The organism is Pseudomonas mangiferae, from assembly GCF_007109405.1.
Classification (GTDB): domain Bacteria; phylum Pseudomonadota; class Gammaproteobacteria; order Pseudomonadales; family Pseudomonadaceae; genus Pseudomonas_T; species Pseudomonas_T mangiferae.
On record NZ_VJOY01000011.1, the window covers coordinates 1 to 16003 of the forward strand.

Sequence of the window (16003 nt, forward strand, 5' to 3'; positions counted from 1 at the left end):
GTCCGGACGCCCCCGTGCCCCCGCGAAGCCTGCGCCTCGTCCTGCCGATTCTCTGCCTGCTGGCCGGCCTGCTGCTGGCGATGCACCTGGCCGGCCGCCACGCCGAGCGCCTCGCCCTGGGCGAGGAACGCAGCCAGGCGCGAGAGCAACTGGCCCTGTACGCCGGCGCCCTGAAGACCCTGATCGACCGCTACGGCGCCCTGCCGGCGGTCCTGGCGCTGGACCCGGAGCTGCGCCAGGCCCTGGCCCGCGGCGAGGAACCGGACGCCGCGGCGCGCCAGCGGCTGAACCTGAAGCTGGAGCGGATCAACGGCGCCGCCCGCTCCTCCACCCTGGAACTGCTGGACCGCGATGGCCTGGCCATCGCCGCCAGCAACTGGCGCCTGCCCACCAGCTACGTCGGCCACAACTACGCGTTCCGGCCCTACTTCCAGCAGACCCGCCAGCAGGGCACCGGGCGTTTCTACGCAGTGGGCGTGACCAGCGGCATTCCCGGCTATTTCCTCTCCAATGCCATCCACGACGAGGCGGGCGCCTTCCTCGGCGCCATCGTGGTCAAGCTGGAATTCCCCGAACTGGAGCGGGAATGGAGCCGCAGCCCGGACTTGCTGCTGGTCAGCGACGCCCGCGGCATCGTGTTCATCGCCAACCGGCCCGGCTGGCGCTACCGGGAACTGGAGCCCTTGGACGCCGAGGACCGCGCCGAGCTGGCCGCCACCCGCCAGTACGACCGCCAGCCCCTGGCGCCGCTGCGGCAGCGGACCCTGGACCGCTTCGACGACGGCGACCGCCTGGCCCGGGTCGACGGCCCCGAGGGCCAGGCCGACTACCTCTGGCAGCGCCTGGCGCTGCCCGGCGACGGCTGGACCCTGCACCTGCTGCGCCAGCCCGCCACCGCCAACGGCGCGCGCATCGCCAGCCTGGCCGCCGGCGGCGCCTGGCTGGCCCTGGCCTTCCTCGGCCTGCTGCTGCACCAGCGCTGGCGCCTGGCGCGGCTGCGGCGGCGCAGCCGGGAAGAGCTGGAGCGCCTGGTGGAACAGCGCACCGAGGCGCTGCGCACCGCCCAGGAAGGGCTGATCCAGGCCGCCAAGCTGGCCGCCCTGGGGCAGATGTCCGCGGCCCTGGCCCACGAGATCAACCAGCCGCTGACCGCCCTGCAGATGCACCTGGGCAGCCTGCGCCTGCTGCTGGAGGCGGGCCAGACCGAGCAGGCGCGCCAGGCCCTGCCGCGCCTGGACGGCCTGTTGCACCGCATGAGCGCCCTCACCGGCCACCTCAAGACCTACGCCCGCAAGAGCCCCGGCGGGCTGCGGGAGCGGCTGGACCTGGAACGGGTGGTGGAGCAGGCGCTGCAACTGCTGGCGCCGCGCCTGCGCGGCGGGCAGGTGGAAATCGTCCGCGAGCCGCCCCGGGCGACGCCGGCCTGGGTGGCCGGCGATGCGATCCGTCTGGAGCAGGTGCTGGTCAACCTGCTGCGCAATGCCCTGGACGCCTGCGCCGGGCACCCCGCGCCGCGCATCCAGCTGGCGCTGGTCCGGGACGGCGGCGACTGGCTGCTGACGGTGGCGGACAACGGCGGCGGCATCGCCGAGGCGGACCTGCCCCACGTGTTCGACCCGTTCTTCACCACCAAGCCGGTGGGCGACGGCCTCGGCCTGGGGCTGGCGGTATCCTATGCCATCGTGCATGAACTCGGCGGCCGCCTGAGCGCCGCCAACCGGGACGACGGCGCGCTGTTCACCCTGCGCCTGCCCGCCAGCGAGGACCCCCGATGAACCCGTCCGTGATCGTGGTGGACGACGAGGCGCCGATCCGCGAGGCGCTTCAGGAATGGCTGAGCCTGTCCGGCTTCGAGGTCCGCCTCTGCGCCAGCGCCGAGGTGTGCCTGGCCGGCCTCGATCCGGACTTCCCCGGGGTGGTGGTCAGCGACCTGCGCATGCCTGGCCTGGACGGCCTGCAACTGCTGGAGCGCCTGCAGGCCCTCGACCGGGAGCTGCCGCTGCTGCTGATCACCGGCCACGGCGACGTGCCCCAGGCGGTGGAGGCCATGCGCCTGGGCGCCTACGACTTCATCGAGAAGCCCTTCACCCCCGAGCGGCTGCTGGACAGCCTGCGGCGCGCCCTGGAGAAGCGCCGCCTGGTCCAGGAAAACCGGCGCCTGCGCCAGCACGTGGAGCAGCGCGAGCGCCTGGACGCGCGCCTGCTGGGCTTCTCCCGGGCCCTGGAGCAGCTGCGCCGGCAGGTGCTGGACCTGGCCCGGGCGCCGGTCAACGTGCTGCTGCGGGGCGAGACCGGCACCGGCAAGGAACTGGTCGCCCGCTGCCTGCACGACTTCGGTCCGCGGGCCGACAAGCCCTTCGTCGCCCTGAATTGCGCGGCGATTCCCGAGCACCTGTTCGAGAGCGAACTGTTCGGCCACGAGACCGGCGCCTTCACCGGCGCCCAGGGCCGCCGCGTCGGGCGCATCGAGCACGCCGACGGCGGCACGCTGTTCCTCGACGAGATCGAGAGCATGCCCCTGGCCCAGCAGGTAAAGCTGCTGCGGGTGCTGCAGGAACAGCGGGTGGAGCGCCTGGGCTCGAACCGCAGCATCGCCGTGGACCTGCGGGTGATCGCCGCCACCAAGCCGGACCTGCGCCAGGAAGTGCGCGCCGGGCGCTTTCGCGAAGACCTGCTGTACCGGCTGAACGTCGCCGAGCTGCAGCTGCCGCCGTTGCGCGAGCGCCGCGAGGACATCCCGCTGCTGTTCGAGCAGTTCGCCCGCGCCGCCGCCGAACGCCTCGGCCGCGAGGCCCCGCCGCCGACCCCGGCGGCGCTGGCGCGGCTGCTGGCCCACGACTGGCCGGGCAACGTCCGCGAACTGGCCAACGCCGCCGAGCGCCATGCCCTGGGCCTGGCCGCGCCGGACCTGGAGGCGCTTCCCGGCGACGACGAACCGGGCCTCGCCGAGCGCCTGGAGGCGTTCGAGGCTCAATGCCTGCGCCAGGCCCTGGCCCAGTGCCGCGGCGACATCAAGGCGGCGATGACCCTGCTGCGCCTGCCGCGACGCACCCTCAACGAGAAGATGCAGCGCCACGGCCTGGCCCGGGGCGATTTCCTCGACGAGGCCTGACGGCGAGCCCTGACGGCGGGTCGGCAAGAATCCGCTCATTCCCCGCGTAGCGTCGGCGAAAACCCGCTCAGCCGTTCGACTTTTCCGTACGCCACCCCCTCTAGAACGGGCATTTCCGAGGCTGGCACGGCCCCTGCTATCCCTCCTCACCGGGCTCGCCCGGCCACAACAACAACGACCGAGGAATTCGGATGGAACACACAAGCCCGTACGCTGCGCCTGCCGCGTCCCCCGCCGCCTCCCGCACCACTTCGCAACGGATCAAGTCGATCTTCAGCGGCTCGGTGGGCAACCTGGTGGAGTGGTACGACTGGTACGTCTACGCCGCCTTCTCCCTGTACTTCGCCAAGGTCTTCTTCCCCCAGGGTGACCTCACCGCCCAGTTGCTCAACACCGCCGCGATCTTCGCCGTGGGCTTCCTGATGCGCCCCATCGGCGGCTGGCTGATGGGCATCTACGCCGATCGCAAGGGCCGCAAGGCCGCGCTGCTGGCCTCGGTGCTGCTGATGTGCTTCGGCTCGCTGATCATCGCCCTCACCCCCGGCTACGACACCATCGGACTGGGCGCCCCGGTGCTGCTGGTGCTGGCCCGGTTGCTCCAGGGCCTGTCGGTGGGCGGCGAGTACGGCACCTCCGCCACCTACCTGTCGGAGATGGCCGGGCGCGAGCGCCGCGGCTTCTACTCCAGCTTCCAGTACGTGACCCTGATCTCCGGGCAGCTCATCGCCCTGGCGGTGCTGATCGTGCTGCAGCAAGTGCTGGACAACGAGCAGCTGGAACAGTGGGGCTGGCGCATTCCGTTCCTGATCGGCGCGCTGTGCGCAGTGATCGCCCTGTTCCTGCGGCGCGGCATGGAGGAGACCGATTCCTTCACCCGGCACCAGGCGACGCCTCGCGAGGAAAGCCTGCTGCGCACCCTGGCCCGGCATCCCAAGGCGGTGCTCACCGTGGTCGGCCTGACCATGGGCGGCACCCTGGCCTTCTACACCTACACCACCTACATGCAGAAATACCTGGTGAACACGGTGGGGATGACCAAGAACGACTCGACGTTGATCTCGGCCGCCACGCTGTTCCTGTTCATGCTGCTGCAGCCCCTGGTGGGGGCACTGTCGGACAAGATCGGCCGCCGGCCGATCCTGATCGCCTTCGGCGTCCTGGGCACCCTGTTCACGGTGCCGATCCTCAGCACCCTGCACACCATCGACACCCTGTGGGGTGCGTTCTTCCTGATCATGGCGGCGCTGATCATCGTCAGCGGCTACACCTCCATCAACGCCGTGGTGAAGGCCGAGCTGTTCCCCACCGAGATCCGCGCCCTGGGCGTCGGCCTGCCCTATGCCCTGACGGTCTCGGTGTTCGGCGGCACCGCCGAGTACATCGCCCTGTGGTTCAAGAGCATCGGCATGGAAAGCGGCTTCTACTGGTACGTGACCGCCTGCATCGCCTGCTCGCTGCTGGTCTACGTGTTCATGCCGGACACCCGCACCCATTCGAAGATGAACGACGACTGAGTGACCCGGGCGCCCGCCGCCTCAACGGGGCGGCGTGGCGATGAACGCCGGCAGGCCCTCGGCATGCCGTGACCACGCCTCCAGAGCCGGGTGCCGCTCCGCTGGCACCTGTTCCGGCAGCATCGCCTGGATGAACTGCCAGACCACCGCCAGGCTCAGGCCCGCCTGGCCCAGCGGCGACTCCGACCGCGGCCTGGGCCGCCGCGCCTCCTCCGCCTCCAGCGCTGCGCAACCGGCGCGCAATTGCCCGCCCACACGCTCGATCCAGGGCTGATGCTGGCGGTCGGTGGGCCGCAGTCGCTGCTCGTAGACCAGTTGCACCGCCTTCTCGCAACTGGCCAGCACCAGCCCCAACGTGTGCAGGGCCGCCTGGCGCGCGGCGGGCTCTACGGGCATCAGGCGCCGGGACGGGGCGGCCAGCCCTTCGGCGTGGTCGAGGATCAGGGTGGAATCCATGAGGAGGCCGCCATCGGCGCACACCAGGGTCGGAGCCTTCACCAGCGGGTTGATCCGGGCGAATGCTTCAAAATCGCCGAATACCGACAACGGTCGATGTTCGAACGGTAGCCCCAGCAGCCGCAGGGAAATGGCGACGCGCCGTACGTAGGGGGAATCCAGCATGCCGATCAGGTGCATCAGGGGGCTCTCCTGTGTATCGAATGAAACATTCCACCTCGCGACCCTATTCGCACAGAGCGTTAGGCAAAGCGACTCTAGCGTCCGAAGCACTCTGGGAAAATCGACTTGTATTGGCGCTCGATGTTAGTTTTCCTGACATGAATGCCCTGCCTCCCCTGGCGGCCTTGCGCAGCTTTGAAGCCGTAGCCCGGCTCGGCAGCGTCACCCGGGCCGCCGCCGAACTGCACGTCACCCATTCCGCCGTCAGCCAGCAGATCACGCAGTTGGAGGATGCCCTGGGCGTCGCCCTTTTCCTGCGCGTCGGCCGCGGCCTGCACTTGAGCGAAGACGGTCGCCTGTATGCCCTGCAGGTCCGCCAGGGGCTGGCTGGCCTCGCGGACGCCACACGTCTGGTCCGCGCACGCCCGCGTCAGGATGAACTGGTGATCGCCGTTCTGCCTTCGTTCGCCCAGCACTGGCTGATCCCTCGGCTACCGCGCTTTCGCGATCGCCACCCGCACTACCGCATCCGCCTGCAGGCCAGCCTGGCGATTCAGGACCTGCGTCAGGGCCTGGCAGATGTGGCGATTCGCATGGGGCAGGGTAACTGGGACGGACTGGCCCAGCACCGGCTGTTCGACGACGAGCTGCTGATGGTAGCCGCCCCTCACTTCGCCGGCGGCCAGCTTCCCCGCACGCCCGCCGAGATAAGGGCCTGCCCGACGATCCGCAGTAACGAAGCCTGGCAGGCCTGGTGCGACGCCGCCGGGCTGGACATACCTGACGATGTCTCGGGCAGCCTGTGGGTCAATGATTCCAATCTCAGCCTAGAAGCAGTGCGCCTGGGCCAAGGCGTCGCCCTGGAGCGTCGCAGCCTGGTGGATGCAGCGCTGCAACGGGGCGAACTGGTGGCGCTGACCGATATCCGGGTGCCCTACCCCTATCCGTATTGGCTTGTCTGGCCGCAACGGGAGGCAGCCCGGGCCAAGCAACAGGCCTTCACCGATTGGCTGCTGGACGAAGTGGCGCGTTACCAGCACCCGTGAGCCAGCAAGGTTTTCGGTGCGGGCAAGCCCTGTCCCTCGCGACGCGCGACTCACGCCCCGTCGGCCGGGGTGGTCATGGGTTCTACGGCCGCGTCGCGCGCTGCCTCCAGGCCGGCAGTCAGCGCCGAGGCGTCCTGCGGGCGGGTGAAGATCAGCTCCAGCCGCGAGTCCCGCCGCCATTCGCTGGGCCGCCAGGCCAGCGCAGCGCCGTCCAGGGCATTCGCCGACCACCAGCCATCGGCCTCGCGGACCACCAGCTTGGCGCGGCGCCAGGACAACGTACCCAACCAGGCCGCCAGCCGCCCCCGGTCGAATCGCACCTGGGGGTGCCAGCGCCAGCCGATGCTCCAGCCCTCGGGGGCATCCTGGACCTGGCACAGGGGCCGGGAGGGGTCTTGCCACAGGGTGGGCAGCGGCGCGCTGCCTGGTGTGGAAAACGGAAGCCCCGATCGCTCGCCACGCAACGGATCAACGCTCGACCATTCGGGGCCCGAACGTTCAGGGCCTGACAAGTCGCTGTCCGGCAGGTCGCTGCTCGGCCGTACGCCGCCCGACCTTTCGTGGCTCGGTCTCTCGTGGCTCGGCAGGTCCGCCAGGGCCAGGCGGCCGTGCTCGGTCCAGCGCAGCGGACGCGCAGGCAGGGCACGGGTGGCCCGGGCGCAGGCCTCGGCATCCAGCCCCTCGGCCTTGTTCAGCACCAGCAGGCCGGCGGTCGCCAGCGCCGCGCGCTGGACATCGGGTAGCGCCTCGCCCCGGGCCAGGGCGGCAGCATCCAGCACCATGACCGCGGGCTGCACGCTCAGCACCCCGTCCCAGGGCGCCTGGGTCAACTGGCGCAACAGGTCGGCGGGGTGACCGAGGCCGGATGGCTCGATCAGCAGGCGCTGGGGCCGCGCCTGGCGCAACAGCCGCGCCAAGCACACCTGGAACGGCACGCCGTTCACGCAGCACAGGCAGCCTCCGGCGATTTCCGCCAGGGTCACGCCGGCCTCGTCCCGGGCCAGCAGCGCGGCATCCAGGCCGATCTGGCCGAACTCGTTCACCAGCACCGCCCAGCGCTCCCCGGCCGGTCGCTGGTCCAGCAGGTTCTGGATCAGGCTGGTCTTGCCGGCCCCCAGCGGGCCGGCGATCAGGTGGGTAGGTACGGCGGCGAGTGGGACGGCCATAGCGGGTCCGGGACGAGTAAAAGGCGACATGGTAGAGTCGCCGCCTCCATTCGAGGAACCCGAACATGCGTGTGTGGTTGATGCCGTTGCTGCTCGTCCTGTCGTCCCAGGCCCTGGCCGAGGCCTGCCTGGTGCATAGCCAGGGCAATCAGGTGGACGTGAAGGTCTGCCAGCAGAACGTGAACATCCCGCCCAACCTGTTCCACGACGGTTTCTGCCAGCCGCAGTTGCAAGGGCAGAAGGTGGAGGTCAGCTACGCCGAGCAATGCCCCGCCGGCTCCTTCGGGGTGTGCCGCAACGCCCGGGTGGGCGGCACCCTCTACCAGCAGGACATCCACTACTACGGCGTCGCCACCGATGCCCATTACCTCAAGCCCTTCTGCGAACAGCAGAGCAAGGGCAAGTGGATGGTTCGCTGAAGCGCAGGCGCCATGGGCGTTTCACGTGGAACGCCCGCTTCGATCAGGATATGTCCCGGGGCGGTGAAGGGGACGCGATTGACTCACCACACCACCACGTCTTTCTCAAGACAAGTCGGGTCGTTGAATCGGGTCAGTACTCGGGCAGACCCTTGATGACTGTGAGTGCGTCGAATGGCGTTTCGCCGTACTGGGCGGCCAGGTAGGCGCGGGCGTCCGGCGAAAGGCGTCCATAGGCCGCCTCCAGCTCAAAGTAGCGGACATCGGGCTGGGTCAACGCCGCCAGGGTGTCGGGATAGCCCAGGGGCGGCTGGCCATAGGCCTTGCGGGCGTTGTCCAGCAGGGTCGATGCCAGCAGCAGGTCGGCGAGGGGTCGCCGGGCGCAGCGGTAGTCGTTGCGCTGCCCCAGGTACATGACGGCCCCCATCACGGCCTCGCGCTCGATCCCCAGCGTTACCAGCCGGTCCCGCTGGAGCGCGGCAGGTGATGCGCTACGCTTCTGCGCGTCGCACGCCTCGATCGCACGATCCAAGGCCACGACGCGTTCCGCGACCTCCCGGCTCAACCCCTCCAGTGCCGCCTCGCTGGCGTGAGCCACGGGCAACAGGCCCAGCCAGACCGTAACAAAGAGCCACTTAACGGCAGCCATTCAACATTCCTTCCCAAAACCGACGAAGCATTTCTTCGTTCGAAAGCTGATAGGTGAAAATCATCAGTTCGACTTCTTTTTCGATGGCGCGTCTGGTCACATTAGGCACTGCCCGCATAGCTTGGATATAGAGAACCCAGTCAGTTTGCGTGACGTTATAAGCGGCAGTAGCGGCATTGCTCTTGGAGAAAATGCTGGAAAAGACCCCGGCCGATGTCATAACAGCAAGTGCATCGCCCATGTGTTGCATCCGCCCTATCTTCTCCAGGGCCGCTTTACTTTGAGCATCGAGCCGTAGGCCGATAAGCGTTTCACAGACAGCCATGTCTTCCTTCCCGATTTAAACAAACCAGCAAAGAAAGTAATTAGTTCGGCCATCGCCTGCTGTGACCAACACCTCGAATTGATTCAAAAGTTAATCAATACATAAGTATTTTATTAACTATCAGACAATAAACAATTAATGCACCCCGACCCGCGAGCCGATAACCATCTCGGTGATCCAGCGCACCAAGATCGAGGTGTAGGCCTGCTGCGAGCCTTCGTCGCTCAGGCCGTGGTCGGCGCCGTCGACGATGCGGTGGGTGAGGGAGTGCACGCTCTGGAAGGCGGCGCGGTAGCTCATGATGGTGGGGTGCGGGACGAAGTCGTCGTGTTCCGATTCGACGATCAGCACGTCGCCGGTGAAGCCGGCGCAGGCAGCCAGGGCCCGGTTGTCGCGGGCCAGGACATGGGTGCGGCGGTAGGCGTCCAGGTCGGCGCGGTTCAGCTCCAGCTTGGGCATGGACCAGTTGGCGTCCAGGTACAGCGCCGGCACCCGCAGCGCCAGCCACTTCACCGGGCGCAGGGTGGTGAGAATGGTGGCCAGGTAACCCCCGTAGCTGGTGCCCACCACGGCGATGGCAGAGGGATCGATGAAGGGGTGGGAAACCAGCTTGTCGTAGGCGGCGAGGATGTCCCGCAGGCTGTCCTCGCGGGTCACCTGGGCCTGTTCCGCCTGGGTACCGCCATGGCCGCGCAGGTCGAAGGTGAGGCAGACGCAGCCGAGGCCGGCAATGCCCTTGGCACGGACCAGGTCGCGCTGCTGGCTGCCGCCCCAGCCGTGGACGAAGAGTACGCCGGGGACTTTGGATTCGGGGGTGAGAAAGGTACCGGCGATGCTCTCGCCGTCAATATCGATGTGCACTTCGTAGGTTTCACTGCGGGTCGTCTTCATAAACCTCCACCTTCACGTACTTGCTCATGAACCCGAGGTCGGCGTCCAGACCGTGGAACAGCACAGCGGCATCGGCGGGCACCTGGCCCACGCCGAAGCACTCGTGGGTCGAGGCGCGGAAGGCCCGGGCGCGCGGGTCCGCGGCGAAGCCTTCCAGCGCGACGATCTCCGCCGCGCTGGCGCCTCCCACCCGCCAGGACTGCTCCAGCACCCCGGAGCGGCTGCGCCCGGCGCCGTCCAGACCCTGGGCGATGTCGTAGTTGCGGCGCGAGGCGAAAAAGCCCGGGAAGCAGGCATCGGCCGCCCGGTCGTAGCGGCGCGCCTGCTCCACTGCCCGGCGCGCGGGCTCGGGCAGGGTCAGTGTCAGCAGCGCGTCGAAGTCGCCCCGTGCCACCACCAGGTCGGAGCCGCCATAGACCGTCTCGCCCTGGTTATCGAGGGTCAGGGACTGGGTGCCGTAGTAACTGGCGACCTGCCGGCCTACGCGCACCTGGCCGACGCTGTAGGTCACCACGTCGTCGAGGTTTTCCTCCAGCACCACGCCGTAGGCGGCCAACTCCACCGGGTCGCAGGCATCCAGGACCTGGCGCAGCTGCCGGGCATCGGTGACTCGCATCTGGCCACGGCCAGCGGTGGCGCGTACGGTCTTCACCCGCACCGGCCCCGCCTCCAGCAGGCGCTCCGCGGCCCGCAGCGCATCGTCTCGGGTGAACGCGCTGTAGCCGGCCAACACCGCGTCGCGGACCTGCTCGCCGAACGCGCGGGACCAGCCGTCCGGCGCATCGCCATGGGGTTCCAGCAGGGGATGGGTGATGGCCTTGGTGGCGACGAAGGCCTGGGGCACCACGCCACCGAACAGGTCGGCCTCGCTGCGGATGCCTAGGTGCCGGGCCTGGTCCGTACCGATCAGGCTGTCCGACGGCAGGAAATAGAGGGGTCCGGGGTAGTCATCCTCGGGCCGGTAGACACCGCCGAAGCCATAGCCCAGCAGCGCCGCCAGACGTCGACCGAGCTCGTGGTGCACGGCTACTTCGTGTTCCGGTTCGTGCACCCGGTTCGGGTACAGCACCACCGTTCCCACGGGGAGGTCGGTGTCCGGCTGCCTGGGCATGTCGGCCACGGCCTTGCCCTCAGGTGCCTTGCAGCAGTTGTGCGATGCGGTCCTTGAGCAGGACGCGCTCGCGACGCAGATGGGACAGCTCGTCGTCCGCCGTCGGGCTGTCGAGGGCTTCCAGTTCGAGGATGCGGCCGTCCAGCTGGCAGTAGTCAGTCACCAGCCGATCGAACGCCGGGTCGGACTTGATGCGTTCCTGGGCCTGGGAATGGAATTCCGGAAAGTCCTGGCTGAGGTCGTGCTCGACGGGCATGGGCGGCCTCCCCTGGGTTCAGAAGCCGACGGGGTGGGCGTCCTGGACGAAATCCAGGCGGCTGCCCACGGACTTGACGAAGAACGCCGCCAACTCGGTTTCCAGCACGGCGCGGTTGATGGAGGCCGCATTGGTGCGGATTTCCTTGTTCTCTTCGTTCGGCCCGAACGATTCGATGTGCACCACCATGTGGCTGACCACGTTGGATTTCAGGCTGTAGGCGCTGATCTCCCGGTCATCCTCGCCGAGAATCCTCAATTGCAGGTAGGGATTGCCGAATTCATCGTCATCGGCCTTCACGGAGGCAGACAGGCCCTTTTCCCTGGCTTCCGCGGCAACGCCTTCGAACAGCGGCTTGGCCACGTCGTCGAGGGCACGGAGAAAGTCCGGAAGAAACTGTTCGGCGGAATTCATGCCAGCGTTTACCCCTTGGAGGTTGGACGAGAGGAACGCCCTGCCGCATGCGGCGCGATGACGCTCTCAGGTTCTGTCCCCAACGGGGCGGCGCAGTTCCCTGGCGGCTCGCGAACGGTCCTGCCGTCTGTCGTCGGATCGCCGGGCGATCAACGAACCGGGCGGGACAGTTCCTCGGGCAGCTTGCCCGGGCCGGTGTTGGCCAGCAGGTCCTCCAGGCGGTCCACCAGGCGCTGGAAATCGAACTCGCGGCGGCTGTACTGGCGTGCCGATTCGCCCAGGCGGGCGCGGGCCTGGGGGTCCATGCGCGCCAGTTGCTCCACCGCTTCAGCCAGGCCACGGCTGTCGCCGGAGCCGCAGGTGAGACCGGCCTCGGCATCGCGGATCACCCGCGCGCCCTCACCGTCCAGCATGGCGACGATGGGTACGCCAGCCGCCAGGTAGGACTGCACCTTGCTGGGGATGGTCAGGGCGAACAGCGGGTCGGACTTCAGCGACACCAGCAGCGCATCGGCCTGGCGGTGGAAGCGCGGCATTTCCTCCGGGGGGAAGGCGCCGGGCATGCTCACCCGCTCGCTCAGCCCGCGGCGGGCGATCTCGCTGCGCAGCCAGCCGGCGATGCGGCCGTCGCCCACCAGGTGCCAGTGGATGTCCTCGCGGGCCTTGAGCAGTTCGATGGCGTCCAGCACCGCGGGGAAATCCTGGGCCTCGCCGAAGTTGCCCAGGTAGAACACCTTGAAGTGCGGGCCGTGCTCGGGCGGCGTCTCGCAGGCCAGCTCCGCCGGCTTGCGCGGTGCCTCGGCCCAGTTGGGCAGGTAGGAAATCGGCAACCCCGGCGGCGACTGCCGGCGCAGGCGCGGGATAAAGGCCTGGGACTGGGCCAGCACGTGGTCGCTGTGGGAATAGACCCAGGAGACGAAGCGATCCACCAGCTTCAGCGCCAGGCGCGAGCGCACCACGCCGATGGCTTCCAGGGTGTCCGGCCACAGGTCCTGCACCCAGAACACCGTGGGCGCGCGCTTCAGCGACCGCAGCACGACGCTGGGCAGGCCGATGGTAGCCGGCGACGGCTGGAATACCAGGATGCGGTCGAACTGCCGTCCGCGCAGCTTCCAGGCCCCGGCCACGGATGCGCCCAAGGCGAAGCTGACGTAGTTGAGGATCAGCCGCACGGCCCCGCGGTGACGGGGCAACATGGGCACCCGCAGCACCTCGATGCCACCCAGCTTCGACCAGGCCTCGGGGTCGTGGCGGTACTCCGCGTAGACCTCACCCTGAGGGTAATTGGGTCGTCCGGTAAGCACGCATATCTGATGTCCCCGGGCGGCGAGCTCCACCGCCAGTTCGTTGATCCGGAAATTTTCCGGCCAGAAATACTGGCTGAGAATCAGAATACGCATGCTCGCTCATTCCTTGTGCCAGACCGTGCGGTTCACGTAGTCGGTGTAGCTGTGGAGGATGCGCACGACCTTGTCGGAGACATTGTCGGCGTCGTAGTCCGCCACCAGCCGCAACTGCCGGGCGTCGCCGCGGCCCTGGTCGTCGAGGATCGCCAGCCCCTGCAGGACACGCTCCAGGGACAGCCCGACCATCATCACCGCACCCTCCTCGACCCCTTCGGGCCGCTCGTGGGCTTCGCGCAGGTTCAGGGCCGGGAAGTTCAGCAGGGAGGATTCCTCCGTGATGGTGCCGCTGTCGGACAGCACCGCCCGCGCCTCGCATTGCAGGCGCACGTAGTCGAGGAAGCCCAGGGGCTTCATCAACTGCACCCGCTCGTCGAAGGTCAGGCCCAGGGCGTCGATGCGCTTGCGGGTGCGCGGGTGGGTGGAAACGATCACCGGCAGGTCGTTGCGCTGGGCCAGCTGGTTCAGCAGGTCGGCCAGGTTGCGCAGCTGGCGCGGCGAGTCGACGTTCTCCTCGCGGTGCGCGCTGACCAGGTAGAAGCCGCGCGGCTGCAGGTCGAGGCGCTGCAGCACGTCGGAAGCGTCGATCCGCGGCCGGTAGTGGGCCAGCACCTCGGCCAACGGGCTGCCGGTCTTGATCACCCGGTCCGGCGGCAGGCCTTCGCGCAGCAGGTATTCCCGGGCGATGGTGCTGTAGGTCAGGTTGATGTCGGCGATGTGGTCGACGATCTTGCGGTTGATTTCCTCGGGCACCCGCTGGTCGAAGCTGCGGTTGCCGGCTTCCATGTGGAAGATCGGGATCTTGCGGCGCTTGGCGGCGATGGCCGCCAGGCTGCTGTTGGTGTCGCCGAGGATCAGCACCGCCTCCGGGGCCTCGCGCTCCAGCACCGTGTCCACCGTGCTGATCACCTGGCCGATGGTGGCCGCCGGGGTGTCCCGGGCGGCGTCGAGGAAGTGGTCGGGCTTGCGCACCTCCAGCTCGCGGAAGAACACCTCGTTGAGCTCGTAATCGTAGTTCTGCCCGGTGTGGACGATGCAGTGCTCGCAGTACTCGTCCAACCGCGCCATCACCCGCGACAGGCGGATGATCTCCGGGCGGGTGCCGAGAATGGTCATGACCTTGAGTTTTTTCATGGAGCCTCGCCGGCGGCGCTGCGCGCGGGCGCATATGCCTTCAGGTAATCGTCATGCATGGCCTGTACCAGCTGTTCCCAGCCGGGGGGCTGGTAGTCCAGGGCCTGGCGCAGGCGGGTGGAATCCAGGGAGCGATCCAGGCGCGGCGCGTCGACCCGCTCGATGGCCACGCGGTGGCCGTAGGCATCGGCCAGCAGGGACAGCAGGCGGTACTTGTCGATGGGCTCGACGCTCAGGTGGTACAGCCCTTCCAGCTCCGGCGCGGGGAGCACCTTCTCGGCCAGGACCCGGGCGATCTCCACCGTGGGCAGGCCGGAGAACACCACGCCGGCGTAACCGGAGACCGCATCGCGGGTGGAAAGGAACCAGTCCACCAGGCTCACCCGGGTGCTCAGCTCGTGGCCGATCAGGGAGGTGCGCAGGGTCAGGTGACCGCCGTAGTCCACCTCGCCCAGGCGCTTGGAGCGCCCGTAGAGGTCGTCGGCATCGGGCCGGTCGGACTCGCGGTAGCCGCCGCGGGCGCCGTCGAACACGCAGTCGGTGGAGATGTGGATCAGCCGCGCGCCGAGGGCGCTGCAGCACTCCGCCAGGCGATGGGGGAACAGCGCGTTGATCTCCACCGCGGCGCTGGGCCGCTTGGCCTGGTCGAGCTGCTTGATCAGCCCGACGCAGTTGATCACCACCTGGGGCTGCAGGCGCTGCATCAGCACGTTCAGGGTGTCCACGCGGGTGGCGTCCACCCCGCCGTGCAGCGTCGCCGCGGCGGGGCAGGCGTAGCCGGCCGGCAGGCCCGCGCCGCGCAGGGTGCCGTGCACCTCGTAGCGGGCATCCTCCCCCAGGCGACGCAACAGGGTGTAGCCCAGCATGCCGCTGGCGCCGACGATCAGGAGGCGGGTGGCGCTCACTGCTCCGGGTCCTGCAGCTGGCCCTTCAGGGCAGCCTGGACGAAGGGCAGGCGCAGCAGCAGCACCTTGGTCTGCTCCACGGTCAGTTGCTCGGTGTTGTCCGAGTTGTAGTCGTGGGCGGTGGTGATGGTGGTCTCGCCATCCTCGAAGAACTTGGCGTAGTTCAGGTCGCGGGTATCCGGCGGAATCCGGTAGTAGCCGCCAAGGTCTTCGGCCAGGGCCATTTCCTCGCGGCTCAGCAGCGCCTCGCTGCGCTTCTCGCCGTGGCGGGTGCCGATGATCTTTAGCGGGTGGCTGGGCACCTTGAACAGTTCGCAGAGGGCCTTGGCCAGGGTGCCCAGGGACGCCGCCGGCGCCTTCTGCACGAAGATGTCGCCGTTGCGGCCGTGGGTGAAGGCGTACATCACCAGTTCCACCGCCTCTTCCAGGGTCATCATGAAGCGGGTCATCAGCGGGTCGGTCAGGGTCAGCGGCTTGCCGCCGAGGATCTGCTCGACGAACAGCGGGATCACCGAGCCGCGGGAGGCCATGACGTTGCCGTAGCGGGTGGTGCAGACCACCGTGGCGCTGTTCTCCAGGGTGCGCGCCTTGGCGATGGCGACCTTCTCCATCAGCGCCTTGGAGATACCCATAGCGCTCACCGGGTACACCGCCTTGTCGGTGCTCAGGCAGATCACCCGGCTGACCCCGCAGGCCTGGGCCGCGGCGAGCATCGCCTCGGTGCCCAGCACGTTAGTCTTCACCGCCTCCATGGGATAGAACTCGCAGGACGGCACCTGCTTGAGCGCCGCGGCGTGGAACACGTAGTCGACGCCCTGCATGGCGCCGTGCAGGCTCTGGTAGTCGCGCACGTCGCCCAGGTAGAACTTCAGCTTCGGATGCGCGTACCGCAGGCGCATGTCGTTCTGCTTCTTCTCGTCGCGGCTGAAGATGCGGATTTCCTTCAGGTCGCTGTCGAGGAAGCGATCCAGGACAGCGTTACCGAAGGATCCGGTCCCCCCGGTGATCAGCAGGCATTTGTCGTTGAACATTCGGCTCTC

At 68.4% G+C, this 16003-nt stretch carries 17 protein-coding genes; 5 read left to right on the forward strand and 12 right to left on the reverse strand.

Going from position 1 to position 16003, the window contains the following annotated elements; genetic code table 11:
- Positions 1-14 precede the first annotated feature (14 nt).
- The 3 genes from FM069_RS15235 to FM069_RS15245 all read left to right on the forward strand — a co-directional run bounded on the left by FM069_RS15235 (position 15) and on the right by FM069_RS15245 (position 4626).
- A complete protein-coding gene (locus FM069_RS15235; RefSeq protein ID WP_233282061.1) occupies positions 15-1775 on the forward strand; it encodes a sensor histidine kinase in 1761 nt (586 codons plus the stop codon).
- The gene (locus FM069_RS15240; RefSeq protein ID WP_143489226.1) at positions 1772-3112 is read left to right on the forward strand and encodes a sigma-54-dependent transcriptional regulator; all 1341 of its coding nucleotides are present in this window, start codon (positions 1772-1774) and stop codon (positions 3110-3112) included. The genes FM069_RS15235 and FM069_RS15240 overlap by 4 nt, the downstream gene beginning before the upstream one ends.
- Before the next feature lie 191 nt (positions 3113-3303).
- A complete protein-coding gene (locus FM069_RS15245) occupies positions 3304-4626 on the forward strand; it encodes an MFS transporter (RefSeq protein ID WP_143489227.1) in 1323 nt (440 codons plus the stop codon).
- A 21-nt stretch (positions 4627-4647) separates the two neighbouring features.
- Here the strand turns inward: FM069_RS15245 and FM069_RS15250 are convergent, their stop codons facing one another.
- Positions 4648-5262 (reverse strand): glutathione S-transferase, encoded by a 615-nt coding sequence (locus FM069_RS15250; protein WP_143489228.1) that lies wholly within the window; start codon positions 5260-5262, stop codon positions 4648-4650.
- A gap of 140 nt (positions 5263-5402) precedes the next feature.
- Here FM069_RS15250 and gcvA point away from each other — a divergent pair, with 140 nt between their 5' ends.
- On the forward strand, positions 5403-6290 hold the full coding sequence (gene gcvA, locus FM069_RS15255; RefSeq protein WP_143489229.1) for a transcriptional regulator GcvA: 888 nt from the start codon (positions 5403-5405) through the stop codon (positions 6288-6290).
- Positions 6291-6340: 50 nt separating this feature from the next.
- Here gcvA and FM069_RS15260 read toward each other — a convergent pair whose 3' ends face one another.
- Complete coding sequence (locus FM069_RS15260) at positions 6341-7456, reverse strand: CobW family GTP-binding protein (protein WP_143489230.1); 1116 nt, start codon at positions 7454-7456, stop codon at positions 6341-6343.
- A gap of 65 nt (positions 7457-7521) precedes the next feature.
- On the opposite strand from FM069_RS15260, the gene FM069_RS15265 reads away from it, so the two are divergent.
- Positions 7522-7875 (forward strand): NADH:ubiquinone oxidoreductase, encoded by a 354-nt coding sequence (locus tag FM069_RS15265; RefSeq protein WP_143489231.1) that lies wholly within the window; start codon positions 7522-7524, stop codon positions 7873-7875.
- A gap of 133 nt (positions 7876-8008) precedes the next feature.
- Here the strand turns inward: FM069_RS15265 and FM069_RS15270 are convergent, their stop codons facing one another.
- The 10 genes from FM069_RS15270 to FM069_RS15315 form a co-directional block, all read right to left on the reverse strand.
- Complete coding sequence (locus tag FM069_RS15270) at positions 8009-8524, reverse strand: hypothetical protein (protein WP_143489232.1); 516 nt, start codon at positions 8522-8524, stop codon at positions 8009-8011.
- Entirely contained in the window at positions 8511-8849 is a 339-nt protein-coding gene (locus FM069_RS15275; RefSeq protein ID WP_143489233.1) for a hypothetical protein, read from the reverse strand. Before FM069_RS15275 ends, FM069_RS15270 begins: the two co-directional genes overlap by 14 nt.
- A gap of 135 nt (positions 8850-8984) precedes the next feature.
- Complete coding sequence (locus tag FM069_RS15280) at positions 8985-9740, reverse strand: alpha/beta hydrolase family protein (protein WP_143489234.1); 756 nt, start codon at positions 9738-9740, stop codon at positions 8985-8987.
- Complete coding sequence (locus FM069_RS15285) at positions 9721-10851, reverse strand: DUF3182 family protein (protein WP_143489235.1); 1131 nt, start codon at positions 10849-10851, stop codon at positions 9721-9723. The genes FM069_RS15280 and FM069_RS15285 overlap by 20 nt, the downstream gene beginning before the upstream one ends.
- A 19-nt stretch (positions 10852-10870) precedes the next feature.
- Positions 10871-11107, reverse strand: a complete 237-nt coding sequence (locus FM069_RS15290; protein ID WP_143489236.1) for a YdcH family protein — start codon at positions 11105-11107, stop codon at positions 10871-10873.
- Between the two features lie 18 nt (positions 11108-11125).
- Entirely contained in the window at positions 11126-11521 is a 396-nt protein-coding gene (locus FM069_RS15295; protein ID WP_143489237.1) for a hypothetical protein, read from the reverse strand.
- Positions 11522-11670: 149 nt separating this feature from the next.
- Positions 11671-12921 carry a glycosyltransferase family 4 protein gene (locus FM069_RS15300; protein WP_143489238.1) on the reverse strand — a complete coding sequence of 417 codons (1251 nt, stop codon included), beginning with the start codon at positions 12919-12921 and terminating at the stop codon, positions 11671-11673.
- Between the two features lie 6 nt (positions 12922-12927).
- Entirely contained in the window at positions 12928-14058 is a 1131-nt protein-coding gene (gene wecB / locus FM069_RS15305; protein ID WP_143489239.1) for a non-hydrolyzing UDP-N-acetylglucosamine 2-epimerase, read from the reverse strand.
- Positions 14055-14963, reverse strand: a complete 909-nt coding sequence (locus FM069_RS15310) for a dTDP-4-dehydrorhamnose reductase family protein (RefSeq protein ID WP_233282055.1) — start codon at positions 14961-14963, stop codon at positions 14055-14057. The genes wecB and FM069_RS15310 overlap by 4 nt, the downstream gene beginning before the upstream one ends.
- The gene (locus FM069_RS15315; RefSeq protein WP_143489240.1) at positions 14960-15994 is read right to left on the reverse strand and encodes a polysaccharide biosynthesis protein; all 1035 of its coding nucleotides are present in this window, start codon (positions 15992-15994) and stop codon (positions 14960-14962) included. The genes FM069_RS15310 and FM069_RS15315 overlap by 4 nt, the downstream gene beginning before the upstream one ends.
- Positions 15995-16003: the final 9 nt, after the last annotated feature.